The organism is Moorena bouillonii PNG (assembly GCF_001942495.1).
Classification (GTDB): Bacteria; Cyanobacteriota; Cyanobacteriia; order Cyanobacteriales; family Coleofasciculaceae; genus Moorena; species Moorena bouillonii.
Window position 1 is genome coordinate 4,266,366 of sequence record NZ_MKZS01000001.1, and the last position, 14,289, is coordinate 4,280,654.

A 14,289-nucleotide genomic window follows, 5' to 3' on the forward strand; every position below is an offset into this window, starting at 1 on the left:
ATTCTAGCAAACAACGTCATTGCAAGCTTTGAGCCACTTGTGTCAGGCAGCCAGGGTCACGGGATACATGGCACCATAACCAATGGATGCCATAGTCTGAACGCTGAAGAAAAAGACATCGAAGAAAGCACCTGGACGGGCATTTTCAATACAATTTCCTCCAGCTAGGTACAATAATGCAAAGACGATGTTGATGGTTAAATAACAAACCGCAATTAGTCCGAAAAATATTGGCCAATTAACGGTCAACATTATATGATAAGGGTCACGCCAATGGTTATGAGATGACCCTTTGATAATTATGTCTAATTGTCTAGGTCTAGTGCGTTTACCGATGCGCATCTTAGTTAGTTTAAACTTATTTAGCAAAGGGAACAGGGAACAGGGAACAGGGAATAGGAAATAGGAGTGCTATTAATTTATTTAAATTTAATCTTTGAAATTTTAAAGTATAACTATAATCATCTCTTATTTAACTACTGAATACCGTTGAGATTAGATGATTACTTTTTTAAAATATTTATCGATTGATTAACTTGATTGACTAGTGTTTTACTGGCGTCTTGCTTTAGATTTGTTAAAGCCGAAATAGCATCTTTTCTGACCAGTTGGTTTTGAGAATTAGTTGCCAAGTCTTCTAAGGATTTAACCGCCTGTTGCTTCACAGTAGTATCTTTCGACTCTTTCGCTACTGCTTCTATATTTTGAATAGCATTTTTATTAACCTGAGGATCGGCTGAATTTTTTCCTACTGCTTCTATATTTTGAATAGCATTTTTATTAACCTGAGGGTCGGCTGATTTTTCCCCTAATGTGTTTATAGTTTGAATAGCCTCTTGCTTAACCTTGGTATTCCCGGATGTTATGGCCAATTTTGTATTAGCTGCCATCGTTGCTTGTATGGCTTGATTTTGTTGCTGCCTAGCTTCTTGAACTTCAAGGTTCAAATTAGTAATGGTTGATGCTGTGCTAAATACACTAGGGAAAAACAATCCCAACATTAAAGCTAAGCCAATCACCTTGAATTTGGATTTCCTAAATACTAAAACATCACTCAACAAAAACGTCCCAATCACAGCACTAATCATACCTAGAAACAGGTTGGCTGGTAGCAAACACAAAAAGGAGCTACAAGCTGGGGGATTAACTGGTATACTAGAGGGCGGTTGTACTATTTCTAAGACTATTTTGGTTAAGCCACCAATAGCTCCAGGCGCTGCCACATAAGCACCTAGCTCATTCATGGTCATTTCTTCTGACGAGGTTGCTTCTGGTTCATAGGCTTTAGAGATATTGGATTGAGGGTTATTCATCCTGATAATTTTTAAGTTATCTAAATATATAATCTATAGCAAAGGGAGCAGGGAGTAGGGAGTAGGGAGTAGGGAGTAGACTGGTGGTGCGTTACGGGACGGCCTGTCCCAGGCGCGAAGAGGCGGAAAATCAGAGGCTTTCCGTCTTATCACGCACCCTAAATGGCTATAGCGTTTCTCATAGTAATGAGGTACACATAATTTTTTCCCTGTTCCCTGTTCCCTGTTCCCTGTTCCCTGAGATGTCACCATCTGATTTATTCAGTTACTTGACCACGGACTAATGCCCATCCTGTCGTAACCTGACCGTAAGCCCAGGTAGCGTAGGGAGCTATACATAACTTAATTAACCAGGGTATCACCATGATTGCGCTAAATATCATCAGCCCCAATACCTTGCTCCCGATTTTCTGAATTCCGTTCACCAACTCCTGCACCCCTGCTACAATTTTTTGGGAATCTTCTCTAAGGGAATCGAGGTTAGGAATACCGCTGACAATAGTATTAAAAACCCTAAGTATTTCCAAATTATCCTTTAACACTGCCTTGACCTGTTGCAAACCAACCACTTGTACTTCAAACCCAGGAATAGTAGGCATAGCCACTGAAACTTCTTTCATTTCGATATTCACCTTAGGCGGAAATCTACCCTTCAAGTTGACATTTGGTTTCACCGGAAGATTAACATCTGGGATGCCAAGATCAGGCAAAGTTACTCCTGTAGGAATCTGTTCAACTATCTCTAAGGCTTCTTGCACCTCTGCCTTTACTGTTTTGATTGGTTCTATGATATTAGCAATTTCTTCTTTTGCTTTTTGAGTACTCTCCTTCACCTCCACTAGGGTGTTATTGATTTCCACTAAAGGGCCACTTACTAGACTTTTGAGGTCATGTAAAATTGTTAAAAAAGTAATCAAAAATACCACTACTAGGATAATCGGTATTAAGGCATAGATGATCATGACTATACCATTAAGTCGTTGCCTTAAACCACTGCTTTGATCAACTCTCATCTTCTTACCTCTAGTCAATTAATCACGTTGTCTGACTAAGAAAGTATCTTAAATGTTCCTCGATTAGATATTAAGTTTTAAAGAGCGAGTGGTGCGTTACACCGACGGGCTGTGCCAACACTGGCTATTTATAAAACTAGCACGAGCCCGTCTTATCACGCACCCTACCAACTTTTGCCTCTTGCCTTTTGCCTCTTGCCCCAAGACGTGTGTTTACAACTCAAATATAAATACTAGATCATGATCTGACCTGTGCCAAAATACTCTCCATTTCTGATAGGTTGAGAGGAACCTGAAGCACTTCTGTGTTCAACATAAAGAAAGGAGTACCCTTAAGAGCCAAGCTCTGAGCTAATTTCAGATCGTCCCTAATGGCAGCTTCCGCTCCAACGCTGATGCGATCGCGATTAAATTGCTCTAGATCGAGATTAAGATTTTGGGCGATCGCTACATACAAATCTTCATCCAAGTTATCTTGCTGCTCAAACAGGGCATCTTCATACTCCCAGAATTTCCCTTGCTGAAAAGCCGCCCAAGCTGCTTTAGCAGCGGGGATTGCTTCAGGATGAATCTGACTTAGGGGCAAATGCTTATAGACTAACGTTACCTGATCGGAATGTTTGTCCATAAACTGCTTTACGCTTTGGTTAGCTTGGGCACAAAATGGACATTGAAAGTCAGAAAATTCCAACAGCACAATGTTATTTTCCGCCACACCAGTAGTAGGGGAATTCCCAATTATCGATGCTGGCTCTGTACTCATTTGCTGCAAAAATGCTCGCCTGGATTGGGCTAGCTCTTGCTGTTTTTCTTGCTGGTAAGCTTGCAGCGACTGTAAAATAGCCTCTGGATTATTCCGGATAATGCTTAATACTTGCCCTTCTAGTTGATCAGGGTTAGCAAAGTTGTTGCTGCAACTGCTCAAAGTGAGCAAACACAGGAATAAGCTAACAATAGTTAAGGAAATTCGAGACAACTGTTTCATTTTCAACTGTTTACTGTTTATTAGTAATGACCAACTGTTTACTATAGCATTTTTCAGAGTTATGAAGTACAGTCCAATTAAGAACGGCCAGATATCAGTGACATAAGTCCTTTGAACAAAGTAAACCACCATCAGCTTTCCTTCGGGAACCCATCAACAGGGGAGTTGTTCAGTCGTAGTTCAGTTTCAGCGTTGTAAATGCCATCCTGTTTAATTCGGTCTGTTGGATTGTTCAGATTCCAGAGTTGCTGGAAAGCACGGACAGAATAATCTCGGATGTCAATGGTATTGCCTCCTACATAGTCAAAATGTTGACTGTCCGCCGCTCCAAGCCATCGCCAGCCATACTTTACTAAAAAGGGTCTCCAACCCTGATCATCTCGAATATCGAGTGCTATACCACTCTGATGATTACTTCTAGGTGGGCGAGCAGCGATTGGAATCTCACAACGTCGATTACGGTAATGATTATATAAGATGATTTGGTCAGCAATGGTTCGATAGGCACTTGCCACGACTAATGATTCACCTCTTTCATCAATAGCTTGTTGAAGTGCTTGTTTAGCCGCTGGTTGAAGATAGGGCAAAGTAGCTCCTTCAATGTCTAAATTCAAATCTTTAAAGCTGACCAGGGAATTAGGACGTAGGACATTGAGCCGATTGATGAGTTGTTGATCAAGTCCACGAACCTTACCTATCCCCTTAGAGAATAAGCAGGTCGTAACATCCTTAACTATAGAGGGAATTGGTTCTTCTTGAGAGACTATTACTTCTGTAGGGGGGGAGGGAGTTACTGTAGGGGGGGAGGGACTTAGTATTAGAGCGTTTTGAAACAAGCTCACTCCTCCAACTAAAACTAAACTAAGTATCCCCGAGGTCACCCAGTAAACTCTAAGGGATTTCGATTTTTCTCTAGTTAATTCTTGATGCTTAGGAAGTAGTAAACGAACTCCAGCAACATGAACGTGATTACCCCAGCCTCGAATTTTGTCAAATTCAGCTTTTGCCCCTTGCAGATCACCACGAGCAAATTTAGTCATACCACGACCATAAATCAGCAGCTTCTTAAACTTCGATAGGGGCTCGGCTAAGGTTTCTAGCACAGCAGCAATCCGAATTAGATCATCCCGGTCGTGCTGATATGCTCGTGATAGGGCTAATCCTAATCCCTTAGCTGATGCTTTTGGTCGAAGATAAGCCTGGGCTGTCCACCGTTGAGCTTTAGCAAATTCCTGAATATCGGGGTCATCGCTTTCTAGTTGCGGCTGGATATAGACTAACAAAAATTCAGATAACTCTTTAATACGCTGTTCACCAAAATTGTGATTATCTTTGAGATAATTCAGCAGCATCTCCCGGATAGTTGCATCCATTTCATAGATTTCTAATCCCACTTCTTCCCAAAGACCAGAAAACAGTAAATCTGTTACAGCTACCCAAGGAATATCTATCCCTCTACCCTTGACATCTTGCTGAAATTTTGCCCAAATACAGTACAACAAGTCAGGGGTAATCGCTAATGGGAAAGCAGCGTGACAAGCCAGTAAAAGATGTGCCTCTCCAAAGCGTTTTTTAAAGGATTTAATCTGTCGTTGGATAGTGTCAGTTTTCATGGTTTCATGTTAGCTAGCAAAGGGAACAGGGAATAGGGAACAGGGAACAGGGAGTAGGGAGTAGGGAGTAGGGAGAATAAAATTGAATATAGCTCATTAGTACGAGAAACGCTATAGCAATTCTACGACTTGTGAGGTACAAATATCTGGGTTTTAGGGAGCAGGGAGCAGGGAGCAGGGAGCAGGTAAGAGATAAGAGGCAAGAGCCAATAGTCAAACAATTATGTGTACCTCATGAGTCCTAGAAACGCTATATATAGTGTTTTTAAATAGATCATGAAAACCAATGCTGACTGATCATGACACCAAAAACTCCTCGGATATCTTGACACTGTTCCCTGTTCCCTTTTTCTATGAATACTATGTTTACATCTCAAATCAACATGTTATAGCGTTTATCATGGGGTTGCTGATTCTGGGTATGGTTTCTCCCCCCTAGCCCCCCAATTCTGGGGGTAACAAAACTCTTAAAGTCCCCCAAAGTTGGGGGATTTAGGGGGCTTTAATAAAACCAGATAATCGGGCATTCATTCCTTAATTCAGCAACGCCTTTATCATAGCTATAAGCTACACCGAATTGTTTCCCTATTCCCTATTCCCTATTCCCTGCTCCCTGCTCCCTGCTCCCTGCTCCCTGCTCCCTACTCCCTTTGCTAGCTAACCCAATTGAAAACTGCTCTATAATCAAAATACCTTCAGTTTACTCATCGTATCCGCAAAACATTTATTGCATTTTGTAAACCTTCGCGACTGAATTCAAACATTGGTACCAAGGCTCTAATCTCACCAGCGGTGGTGCCATTCCAACGGTTGCACGGCATGGGATTAAGCCAAGCCATGGCACGCACTTGCTGTTTGAGTTGTCCTAGAAAGGCTTTGGTCAATTCAATCCGCTGAGGGTTAAGTCCACCACGAGCAGCACCACCATCGCTAAACATCAAAACTACAGTCCACTGCACAGCAAGCTGGGAGAGAATCCTGCTAATCAATTCTGCTTCAAGCTGATCACGGTCGTGATAGAGGTAATCCACTGGACAATTGTGAAAATAGTAAATAGTGGTTTTACCCCAGTGTCCAGCTTGTAAGGCGGTTTCTGTTAGCCGATGGGATAGTCGATGAAAGGGTATCATTGAGCCACCTTGGTCGATTAACAGTAATAGCTCCGTACGATTGACCCTAGGGGAGATAAAGACAGGCTCTAGCAATAGACCTTGCCGTCCAATCTGGTTAACGGTGGCTTCAATGTCTAGTTCTGTCTTAGCTCCTTCCCTGACCAGACCCCGCAAGTAACGCCAGCTTTGTTTCATTTGCCTACGGGTAACGGGAGAGTATCCTGTAGTGATCACAATGCGATCGCTAAACCCTGGCTTAGTTTTACGAGAACTCTGCCTTACTGTTTTCGCTATTTGTACTTCATCTACTCCCGGAATCATTACTACTGGCTTAAACAGCTTTTCTTGGGGACGATTTCGAGATTCAATAATGTTCCGAAAGACCCCTAGAGTCAATAAATATCCTCCACCTATAGTTAGGATAACTGGCCAATTATCCCAGAAAAATACCGGATTGCTATCAGCATTATTTGGAGTTGGTTTTGGGGTTGGTTTTGGGATTATTTCTCCTGGTGGAATTGATGGGTTTGGTTTTGGTGCATCTATTGGTTTTGGAGGAGTAATTAAATTCGAGATAATAATTCCACTTCCAATAATAAATACTAATCCTATGAACCAATAAATAAATCTTGACCAAGAGTTATTTTTATTTGAATCACCCTCATTTATTTTGGTAAAATTATCGAAATTATCTGAAGCTTTACTAGTTGGAATAAATTCTTCAAAGTACTTATCAAAAATATGCTTTTCTTCTTGCGACTTCACCCACAAGGTACAGCACAATCGTGCCAACGCTTCCCGGTCTGGAATCCCAAAACCAGCCTGCAATGCCCGCAATAAGGCTTCATACTCACCGATTCCCAAAGGTAAGCCAGCGTCTTGCAGTTTTTCAAACAACTCCATTAGGGGTAAGTCATTGACCTTCATAGCCTTTTTGAGTTTAGATAGCGCATATGGTCATTGACGCTTTTCAGCAATACACCAGGATAGGGGAGTTTTCCATCCAATTGTGCCAAAATTTCATCGGTGGGATGGCGGCGCAGTACCTTGAACCAATCAATTAATTCGCTAGTACTAACCTTTTTACCAGTATTCCCTTTATCCTTTTCCATTTGCTGACGCAATTCCTGAAAGCGACTTACAGTCTTCTTCACTAGCGTCTCTGGTGATTTCGGAAAATGAGCATTAAGAATGTCACTTAACTGGTGATAAGGAAACTCAACATTATGAAATAAACAGCGGCGTAAGAAAGCATCGGGTAAATCTTTTTCGTCATTGCTGGTAATAAAAACAATTGGGGCTTGGTTGGCTATTACTTCTTCACCGGTTTCATCTACAGTAAATTGGCGTTGATCAAGTTCCATTAATAAGTCGTTAGGAAAGTCAATATCCGCCTTGTCAATTTCATCAATTAACACCACCGTCAGGGTTTCACTCCGAAACGCATTGCCTAACGGGCCCCAACGTACATAGGTCTCGGGATTACTAATACGGGGGATATCCTCTGGTTTAATCATGCCGGTTGCGGCTAACTGAGCATCCCGCAAACGAGCCACAGTATCATAGGTATAAAGACCATCCTTTGCCCGAGTAGTCGATTTGACAGCCCAGACTCTCACAGGCAAGTTTAGTTCATAAGCCACAGCATGAGCCAAGCGGGTTTTCCCACATCCCGGTTCCCCTTTCAGTAATAAAGGGCGTTCCAGGTAGATCGCTAAATTGACTGCTTCAATTAATTCCCGACTAGGTAGATAAGGATACAACAATTGTCCCTTGCTGTCTCGTTCTCCAGGCTGCGGTTGTAGTGCTGGATCACCTGTATATTCAGGTTTTGGGTTGTTCAGAGTCTCCACCGTTGCTTTACGTCATTAAACCAATCAACGCCACAGCGATCGCATATTTCTGCCAGTACATACTCTGGAATGCCATTATCGCTGTTTTCTAGAACGACTTTAACAGTTTCATCGACCTCATGGGTAAATTCGATCGGTAATTCCTCAGATTCTCGCATCATCCAGTCAATCAACTCTTCTTCATGAAATTGATTAATCTTGGGAGATTTGACTGGCATCTGGGGTTGAGTACGGTCTATTTTATCAGAAAATATAGCATCCAAATTCCCCACAGTGCCTTCGTAGTCTACTAAAAACATCAATAATTTGAATCGACTGGCACTAGGGTTAACCTGGCGAGCGTTAGTTGCCAAAGGTGTCCAGAATTCACGGATCAGTTGATCTAAATAGGCTTCTGGCATCACATTTACATCATGGAAGACCAGTAGCACATTCTGGGTTTGCCAGTAGCGATAAACTCGTTCAGTAATAGCAGTAACTGACGCTCCCTTTCTCCACAAACCAACCTGATTACCCAGTTCACGCCAAAGGGTTTTGATATCAGTTCTGCGGGCTTTTCTCGCTAAATTAACTTTGATAACTTTGCCAGTAATAGTATTAGGAAGATGTTTTTCTACTAAGCGATTCAATAACCAACGTTGTCCGTAGTCTGGATAGCCATGAATTAAAAAAGCCGCGACAGACTGTGTTCGGATTAACCTAAAAAATAAGCGTTCCTGCTCCTCGTAACCCAGCTTTACTAATACCTTATAAAGCTGATCACCATCTAAAACCCGCCAAATTCTATCAAGGGCACCAATGGATATGGCTAAACCAGTTTTACCATCCCCTTGTCGATGGCTAACTACTCCCAAAAGCTCACCACTAGCTTCATCCACCACCGGCGAACCACTATAACCACGCTGTAGCCCATAGTCATCAACAATGTGCAAATCCCAACTTTGAATTCTTTCCCCTGATTGTTTCGACCATCCCACTTGCTCCCCTAGGGTACCGTGCAGTGGTCGGATTAAATGGTCTTTAGCAAATAATTGAAAGCCAGCAGTTAGGAAAGAGTTACCCTTCTGACCAAATCCTTCTTGTCGGTGTAATTCTGGCTTATTCCAAAGTCCATCTACTCTCAAAACTGCCAAATCCAATCCATGATCTTCCCCAGAAGCAATCACCGTGCCAGGTATGCCATCAGCTTTGACATTCTCTGGCCCACCAACCTCTTTCACCACATGAGCACAAGTCAACAAGAAAGCGGTGCCACTAACCTGGCGAATCACAAAACCAGTGCCAAAACCAGTGATTTCAGGGTCACTACTGGTAATTAAAACCACTGACTGCTGTAGTTCTTCTGGGGTCATTCTTTAGCAAAGGGAACAGGGAATAGGGAACAGGGAATAGGGAACAGGGAGTAGGGAGTAGGGAGTAGGGAGTAGGGTATCAAAAATTATCACAATTCCTATAGGAATTGCTATTAATTAATCAATTAATCTTTGGGTTTCAGTACCAGTTTCACTTTCAGGTTAGCATTTGCCGCTGACCTAGTAATATATAAATTCCCTTCTCCTTCAAAACTAAACCCCAATTCCACCTCAGCCTTCTCAATATCCATCTCCTTATTCAGCTCTTTCCAAGTCTGAGCAATGGGCTTGCATGTCTTCACCAACAACGGTCGAATCTTATCGAAAGTAGCACTAACTTTATCAGCAAAACCACCAGAGATAGGTTCGACTTGATTCCCTGGTACTTCTACTTCTACCAACGTGCCATCTTCTAATTCAATCAGTTTAGTCGCCATTACAATTTGCTACCTTAAGTTTATATAATTTAAGTGATCAGCTTAAGCGCTACGCGCACGCTACGCGAACAGCTTTCAGTTATTATCTATCATATATATAGCAATTATACGACTTGTGAGGTACAAATTTCTGGTTTTTAGGGAGCAGGGAGTAGGGAGCAGGGAGCAGGTAAGAGGGAACAGGAAACAGGGAACAGGGAACAGCACAAAAATTATTGTACCTCATTAGGCTAACAACCGCTATATCTCGATTGTAAAGTCATCGATTGCCGACTCCCGACTCCCGACTCCCGACTCCCAAACAAATTTGTTACAAAAGTTTTCAAAATATGTTATAATAAAAGATTATTTTGTGTTATTATAAAAATGTGGCCATTAAACGTCCACGGGAAGAGCCAGCCCACAGATTTTCGCGGGTCTCCGGCTGGCTCTTGGTCCCCATCTAAGGAGATACATCAATTATGTCCTATTCTGAACGCCTTCATCCGTGGGTGATAGTTCGGCTATTGCCAAAAATGCAACGAGTGATTGTGGCTCGGTTTCGCAACCGATCGGATGCCCAAGGCCACTTGCAGGCTCTGAAACGACTGATGCCCGATGCTGAATTTATAATTATTTTTGATTTAGGAAAGCCGATGGAACCAGACTCTGAAGACTCTTAGGGATTTGGGTGATTCGTGATTCCATAGCGCTGCACCCAAGGGCATAGGGAGTAGGCGTCCGGAAATGAAACGGGCAAGATGCCCGTTCCACCCACCGGGTCAAAGTAAAACTACTCTTCCCGATTCCCGATTCCCGATTCCCGATTCCCGATTCCCTGGGCGCAGCGCTATATCAGAGGATTTTGGTGTAGCGGCGGATATCTGGTGTATCAGCCACTAAGCCATCAAGTTGCTTGATGGCAGCTTGGAGATGCTCAGTGACCAGATGAGCATCTAGTGCGTCTGGTGTTGTCCACTCTTCCAGAAAGGTAAAATCTGTTGGTTTTGTCTGATTTTGAAGTAATTCGTATTTCAAACAACCTTCTTCTGCTCTTGTGGGTTCAATCAATGCGCTCAGGACAGCTTTGAGTTCCTCAACTTTATCTGGCAGAGCTACAAGACGGGCAACAACATGCAAGGTAGAGTTAGACATATAGTAAAGGGAGTAGGGAGTAGGGAATAGGGAGTAGGGAGCAGGGAGCAGGCAAGAGGCAAGAGGCAAGAGGTAAAAGGCAAGAGGCCAAAAATCCTGTGTACTTGATAGCTATGAGAAACGCTATAGAACAAAGGGAGTAGGGAACTTCAGATCAAAAATTATCACAATTCCTACACGGATTGCTATATTTTAAGCTGACGGCTGACAGCTGACGGCTGACAGCTGACAGCTGTTAGCTAAGAATTTAGGATAAAAACTTCAAGCCTAAAAACAAAGCAGCAATTGTTCCTGAAACACAAATTTCTCCTTGTTCAATTTTTTTCATAACCTCGTCTATAGGTACCAAAACAATTTCCACCTCTTCCGTAATATCTAGATTTTGGATACCCGATGGCTGAGCATCTTCCGCCATAATTAAATGAATTGTATTGGTATCTTTTACCGGATTATCATATAAGGTTGCTAGGGATAACATATGGTCAGAGACATAACCAGTCTCTTCTTCTAATTCCCTAGCAGCTGCCTTCAGACTATCTTCTACTGTTGAGTTGAAACCACCCCCAGGGAGTTCCAATAAAATTTCTCCCACTCCATGGCGATATTGACGGACAAAAACAACATTGCGATCGCAAGTAATTGCCAGTATCAGCACAATATCCGGTCTAACATTGATGAAGTAGTCATCAACAATTTCACCACTTGGTAATTCTACTTCATCTTGCCTGACTCGACACCATTTATTGTCAAAAACCAACTTTGATTTCAGGGTTTTCCATGGCTGTATTGAAATCATTAAATTACTGAATAATTACAAAAGGATAAGTTACAGTATTAAGGGTGAAGGTTGAAGGTTACAGGTTGAAGGTTGAAGGTTACAGGTTACAGGTTACAGGTTGGGTTAGAGGTTGAAGGTTACAGGTTAGAGGTTGAAGGTTACAGGTGGTAGGTTACAGGTTACAGATTGTAGGTTGTAGGTTACAAATTGGGTTACAGGTTGTATGTAGGTTAGAGGTTACACCTTGTAGGCGAGTATGATCTGGCAAACCTATTATTGACCATCGTCCTAGTAGAGTATAACCTTCAAGCTACCCTTCACCGAACCCCAAAGGCGAACAACCTTGGCCTTTGGCCACGCTACGCGAACAACTAAACAACCTTCAACCTTTAACCAAATAACCTTCAAGCTACCCTTCACCGAACCCCAAAGGCGAACAACCAACTAACCTTCAACCAACTAACCTTTAACCTTAAACTAAATAACCATATACTAAATAAACAATGCGTATTGGCGTTGAAACGTTCACGGTACATAAGCAGTTCCCTTTAACCATCAGTCGTGGCACCACTTCTGAAACCACCAATGTCTGGGTCAGGATCGAACAAGAGGGTATTGAAGCGTGGGGCGAAGGGTCTCCCTTTTCCCTAGGAAAGGCAACTAGCCTCAGCAATAGCTCGTCAGATCCAGGCACAGAAAGTTTCCTAACCCCCACCCCCCATAAGCAAACTACTGAGATTCTGCTGGAAGCCCTAGAGGTGGTTATCCCGATGCTGGAGGTATTTAGTCCTTGGGAACACCAACAAATTGAACGGGTGTTGGAGGAGGTACAGGTGCCATCAGCAGCTTGGGCGTCTATTGATTTGGCAATACATGACTGGTTAGGGAAGCGGGTGGGATTACCCCTCTGGCGGCTGTGGGGATTGAACCGCCGCCGAATTGTACCAATTTCCGCTACGGTAGGCATTAGTGACCCAGAAAAGGCCAGGCAACGGGTGCAGGAATGGATTCCCATTACTGGTGCTCATGTACTGAAAATTAAATTAGGGTCACCTGAGGGGATTGCTGCTGATCAACAGATGATTCTGGCTATCCGAGATGAGGCACCAGAAGCCGAGTTGAGTGTAGATGCCAATGGGGGTTGGAGTTTGGAGGAAGGGGTAGAGATGTGTAACTGGCTGGCGAATCAGGGGGTGAGGCATGTGGAACAACCCCTCGCTCCTGGAAAAGAGGTGGATTTACCCCAGTTGTATAAGCAATCCCCTTTACCAATATTTGTGGATGAAAGTTGCAAGACTTGCCAAGATATTCCGCCATTGGCAAACTGTGTCCATGGTATTAACATCAAACTAATGAAATCCGGTGGTTTAACTGAGGCAATACGGATGGTGCATACCGCAAAAGCTTGTGGGTTGCAGGTGATGTTTGGTTGCTATTCTGACAGTACTCTGGCGAATACAGCAGCTTCTCATCTCTCACCACTCGCAGATTATCTTGATTTAGACAGCCACTTAAACCTAGTAGATGACCCCTTCACAGGGGCAACCCTACAAAATGGGCATTTGATACCGAATAATTTACCAGGACTGGGGGTGAAACGCCGTGAATTTAACCACTAATCGGCGTATTGCGATTCTACTTCATGAAGGGATTCTTGGTTCAAAAGGCAAAACCGGACTGACTCTGTTACGCTATTGCCCAACTGAGATTGTGGTGGTGATCGACCAGCAGTGTGCTGGGGAGTCTTTGTCTAAATTAACTGGAATTCAGGTTAATGTTCCGATTGTAGATTCCGTGTCTGCTGCCCTGGCTTATCAACCAGATATCCTAGCCATTGGTATTGCGCCATCTGGGGGAGCATTACCAGAGCCTTGGTCGCAGGAGGTGAAAGTGGGGGTAGAAGCAGGGTTATCGATTATCAATGGTTTGCATACTCCCATGGCATCTGACCCAGAATTACAGAAATTACTGCAAGACGGTCAGGTAATTTGGGATATTCGTCGGGAACCGAAGGGATTAGGAATAGCAAGTGCTAAGGCGCGATCGCTACCTTGTCGGCGCATCTTGACAGTAGGTACAGATATGGCAGTGGGCAAAATGTCAGCAGCTCTGGAGTTATATTTGTGCGCCCAACGTCAGGGCATACCATCGAAGTTCCTAGCCACTGGTCAAGCTGGAATTATGATTTCTGGGGATGGCATTCCCTTGGATGGGATTCGGGTAGACTTTGCTGCTGGTGCTGTGGAACAAATGGTACTGCGCTATGGTAATGACCACGACTTATTGATCGTAGAAGGGCAGGGTTCCCTGTTGCATCCTGGTTCCACAGCTACTCTACCGCTAATTCGAGGAACTCAGCCCACGGGATTACTATTGGTCCATCGAGCCGGACAGGAGTCTGTTCGTAATCATGACCATGTGCTGATTCCCCCATTACCCAAAGTGATTGAGCTTTACGAGACCGTTGCTAGTGCTGGTGGGGCATTTGGTCAGGTTAAAGTGATTGCGATCGCACTTAATACTGGCCACTTGGATGATCAAGCTGCCCGGTCGGCCATTGAACAGGTACAAACAGAGACTGGCCTACCTTGTACCGATGCCGTGCGATTTGGAGCAGATGTATTGTTGAAAGCAGCAATGGGTGATCGGGAGTCGGGAGTCGGGAGTCGGGAGTCGGGAGTCGGGAGTCGGGAGTCGGG

At 43.5% G+C, this 14,289-nt stretch carries 17 protein-coding genes and 1 pseudogene; 4 read left to right on the forward strand and 14 right to left on the reverse strand.

Annotated elements, in window-relative coordinates; genetic code table 11:
• Positions 1 to 54 precede the first annotated feature (54 nt).
• The 12 genes and pseudogenes from BJP37_RS17410 to BJP37_RS39425 form a co-directional block, all read right to left on the reverse strand.
• A pseudogene (locus BJP37_RS17410) lies at positions 55 to 342 on the reverse strand (ion channel); the annotation flags it as partial.
• Between the two features lie 161 nt (positions 343 to 503).
• The gene (locus BJP37_RS17415; RefSeq protein ID WP_075900621.1) at positions 504 to 1,313 is read right to left on the reverse strand and encodes a hypothetical protein; all 810 of its coding nucleotides are present in this window, start codon (positions 1,311 to 1,313) and stop codon (positions 504 to 506) included.
• A gap of 33 nt (positions 1,314 to 1,346) precedes the next feature.
• The gene (locus BJP37_RS36740) at positions 1,347 to 1,565 is read right to left on the reverse strand and encodes a hypothetical protein (RefSeq protein ID WP_143727657.1); all 219 of its coding nucleotides are present in this window, start codon (positions 1,563 to 1,565) and stop codon (positions 1,347 to 1,349) included.
• 5 nt (positions 1,566 to 1,570) lie between these two features.
• Entirely contained in the window at positions 1,571 to 2,326 is a 756-nt protein-coding gene (locus BJP37_RS17420; RefSeq protein WP_075900623.1) for a hypothetical protein, read from the reverse strand.
• A 238-nt stretch (positions 2,327 to 2,564) separates the two neighbouring features.
• A complete protein-coding gene (locus tag BJP37_RS17425) occupies positions 2,565 to 3,311 on the reverse strand; it encodes a DsbA family protein (protein WP_075906198.1) in 747 nt (248 codons plus the stop codon).
• 131 nt (positions 3,312 to 3,442) lie between these two features.
• Positions 3,443 to 4,924 carry a M15 family metallopeptidase gene (locus BJP37_RS42610; RefSeq protein WP_075900625.1) on the reverse strand — a complete coding sequence of 494 codons (1,482 nt, stop codon included), beginning with the start codon at positions 4,922 to 4,924 and terminating at the stop codon, positions 3,443 to 3,445.
• 13 nt (positions 4,925 to 4,937) lie between these two features.
• Positions 4,938 to 5,141: a hypothetical protein gene (locus BJP37_RS36745; protein WP_143727658.1), complete on the reverse strand. Its 204-nt coding sequence runs from the start codon at positions 5,139 to 5,141 to the stop codon at positions 4,938 to 4,940.
• 487 nt (positions 5,142 to 5,628) lie between these two features.
• Positions 5,629 to 6,963 carry a hypothetical protein gene (locus tag BJP37_RS17435; RefSeq protein ID WP_075900627.1) on the reverse strand — a complete coding sequence of 445 codons (1,335 nt, stop codon included), beginning with the start codon at positions 6,961 to 6,963 and terminating at the stop codon, positions 5,629 to 5,631.
• A complete protein-coding gene (locus tag BJP37_RS17440) occupies positions 6,960 to 7,889 on the reverse strand; it encodes an AAA family ATPase (RefSeq protein ID WP_075900629.1) in 930 nt (309 codons plus the stop codon). The genes BJP37_RS17435 and BJP37_RS17440 overlap by 4 nt, the downstream gene beginning before the upstream one ends.
• Positions 7,877 to 9,241, reverse strand: coding sequence for a trypsin-like peptidase domain-containing protein (locus tag BJP37_RS17445; protein ID WP_075900631.1), 1,365 nt, complete (start codon positions 9,239 to 9,241; stop codon positions 7,877 to 7,879). Before BJP37_RS17445 ends, BJP37_RS17440 begins: the two co-directional genes overlap by 13 nt.
• Before the next feature lie 125 nt (positions 9,242 to 9,366).
• Complete coding sequence (locus BJP37_RS17450; RefSeq protein ID WP_075900633.1) at positions 9,367 to 9,678, reverse strand: CU044_2847 family protein; 312 nt, start codon at positions 9,676 to 9,678, stop codon at positions 9,367 to 9,369.
• Positions 9,679 to 9,760: 82 nt separating this feature from the next.
• The gene (locus tag BJP37_RS39425; protein ID WP_158069636.1) at positions 9,761 to 9,904 is read right to left on the reverse strand and encodes a hypothetical protein; all 144 of its coding nucleotides are present in this window, start codon (positions 9,902 to 9,904) and stop codon (positions 9,761 to 9,763) included.
• Positions 9,905 to 10,139: 235 nt separating this feature from the next.
• On the opposite strand from BJP37_RS39425, the gene BJP37_RS17455 reads away from it, so the two are divergent.
• Together BJP37_RS17455 and BJP37_RS39430 are read left to right on the forward strand one after the other, a co-directional pair.
• Positions 10,140 to 10,340, forward strand: coding sequence for a hypothetical protein (locus BJP37_RS17455; protein WP_075900635.1), 201 nt, complete (start codon positions 10,140 to 10,142; stop codon positions 10,338 to 10,340).
• 64 nt (positions 10,341 to 10,404) lie between these two features.
• A complete protein-coding gene (locus tag BJP37_RS39430; RefSeq protein WP_158069637.1) occupies positions 10,405 to 10,560 on the forward strand; it encodes a hypothetical protein in 156 nt (51 codons plus the stop codon).
• Here BJP37_RS39430 and BJP37_RS17460 read toward each other — a convergent pair.
• Both BJP37_RS17460 and BJP37_RS17465 read right to left on the reverse strand, forming a co-directional pair.
• Complete coding sequence (locus BJP37_RS17460; protein ID WP_075900637.1) at positions 10,513 to 10,812, reverse strand: putative quinol monooxygenase; 300 nt, start codon at positions 10,810 to 10,812, stop codon at positions 10,513 to 10,515. The two genes, BJP37_RS39430 and BJP37_RS17460, sit on opposite strands and share 48 nt — an antisense overlap.
• A 247-nt stretch (positions 10,813 to 11,059) precedes the next feature.
• Entirely contained in the window at positions 11,060 to 11,608 is a 549-nt protein-coding gene (locus BJP37_RS17465) for an NUDIX hydrolase (RefSeq protein ID WP_075900639.1), read from the reverse strand.
• A gap of 485 nt (positions 11,609 to 12,093) precedes the next feature.
• On the opposite strand from BJP37_RS17465, the gene BJP37_RS17470 reads away from it, so the two are divergent.
• Positions 12,094 to 13,209: a dipeptide epimerase gene (locus BJP37_RS17470; RefSeq protein ID WP_075900641.1), complete on the forward strand. Its 1,116-nt coding sequence runs from the start codon at positions 12,094 to 12,096 to the stop codon at positions 13,207 to 13,209.
• A partial coding sequence (locus tag BJP37_RS17475; protein WP_229415347.1) for an N-acetyltransferase DgcN family protein occupies positions 13,193 to 14,289 on the forward strand: 1,097 nt, incomplete at its 3' end. The genes BJP37_RS17470 and BJP37_RS17475, both read left to right, overlap by 17 nt.

Excerpts from the sequence above, each read along its gene's own strand:
- BJP37_RS17415 (WP_075900621.1), bottom strand. The coding sequence starts at position 1,313 with ATGAATAACCCTCAATCCAATATCTCTAAAGCCTATGAACCAGAAGCA.
- BJP37_RS36740 (WP_143727657.1), bottom strand. The coding sequence starts at position 1,565 with ATGGTGACATCTCAGGGAACAGGGAACAGGGAACAGGGAACAGGGAAA.
- BJP37_RS17420 (WP_075900623.1), bottom strand. The coding sequence starts at position 2,326 with ATGAGAGTTGATCAAAGCAGTGGTTTAAGGCAACGACTTAATGGTATA.
- BJP37_RS17425 (WP_075906198.1), bottom strand. The coding sequence starts at position 3,311 with ATGAAACAGTTGTCTCGAATTTCCTTAACTATTGTTAGCTTATTCCTG.
- BJP37_RS42610 (WP_075900625.1), bottom strand. The coding sequence starts at position 4,924 with ATGAAAACTGACACTATCCAACGACAGATTAAATCCTTTAAAAAACGC.
- BJP37_RS17435 (WP_075900627.1), bottom strand. The coding sequence starts at position 6,963 with ATGAAGGTCAATGACTTACCCCTAATGGAGTTGTTTGAAAAACTGCAA.
- BJP37_RS17445 (WP_075900631.1), bottom strand. The coding sequence starts at position 9,241 with ATGACCCCAGAAGAACTACAGCAGTCAGTGGTTTTAATTACCAGTAGT.
- BJP37_RS17450 (WP_075900633.1), bottom strand. The coding sequence starts at position 9,678 with ATGGCGACTAAACTGATTGAATTAGAAGATGGCACGTTGGTAGAAGTA.
- BJP37_RS39425 (WP_158069636.1), bottom strand. The coding sequence starts at position 9,904 with ATGAGGTACAATAATTTTTGTGCTGTTCCCTGTTCCCTGTTTCCTGTT.
- BJP37_RS17455 (WP_075900635.1), top strand. The coding sequence starts at position 10,140 with ATGTCCTATTCTGAACGCCTTCATCCGTGGGTGATAGTTCGGCTATTG.
- BJP37_RS39430 (WP_158069637.1), top strand. The coding sequence starts at position 10,405 with ATGAAACGGGCAAGATGCCCGTTCCACCCACCGGGTCAAAGTAAAACT.
- BJP37_RS17460 (WP_075900637.1), bottom strand. The coding sequence starts at position 10,812 with ATGTCTAACTCTACCTTGCATGTTGTTGCCCGTCTTGTAGCTCTGCCA.
- BJP37_RS17465 (WP_075900639.1), bottom strand. The coding sequence starts at position 11,608 with ATGATTTCAATACAGCCATGGAAAACCCTGAAATCAAAGTTGGTTTTT.
- BJP37_RS17470 (WP_075900641.1), top strand. The coding sequence starts at position 12,094 with ATGCGTATTGGCGTTGAAACGTTCACGGTACATAAGCAGTTCCCTTTA.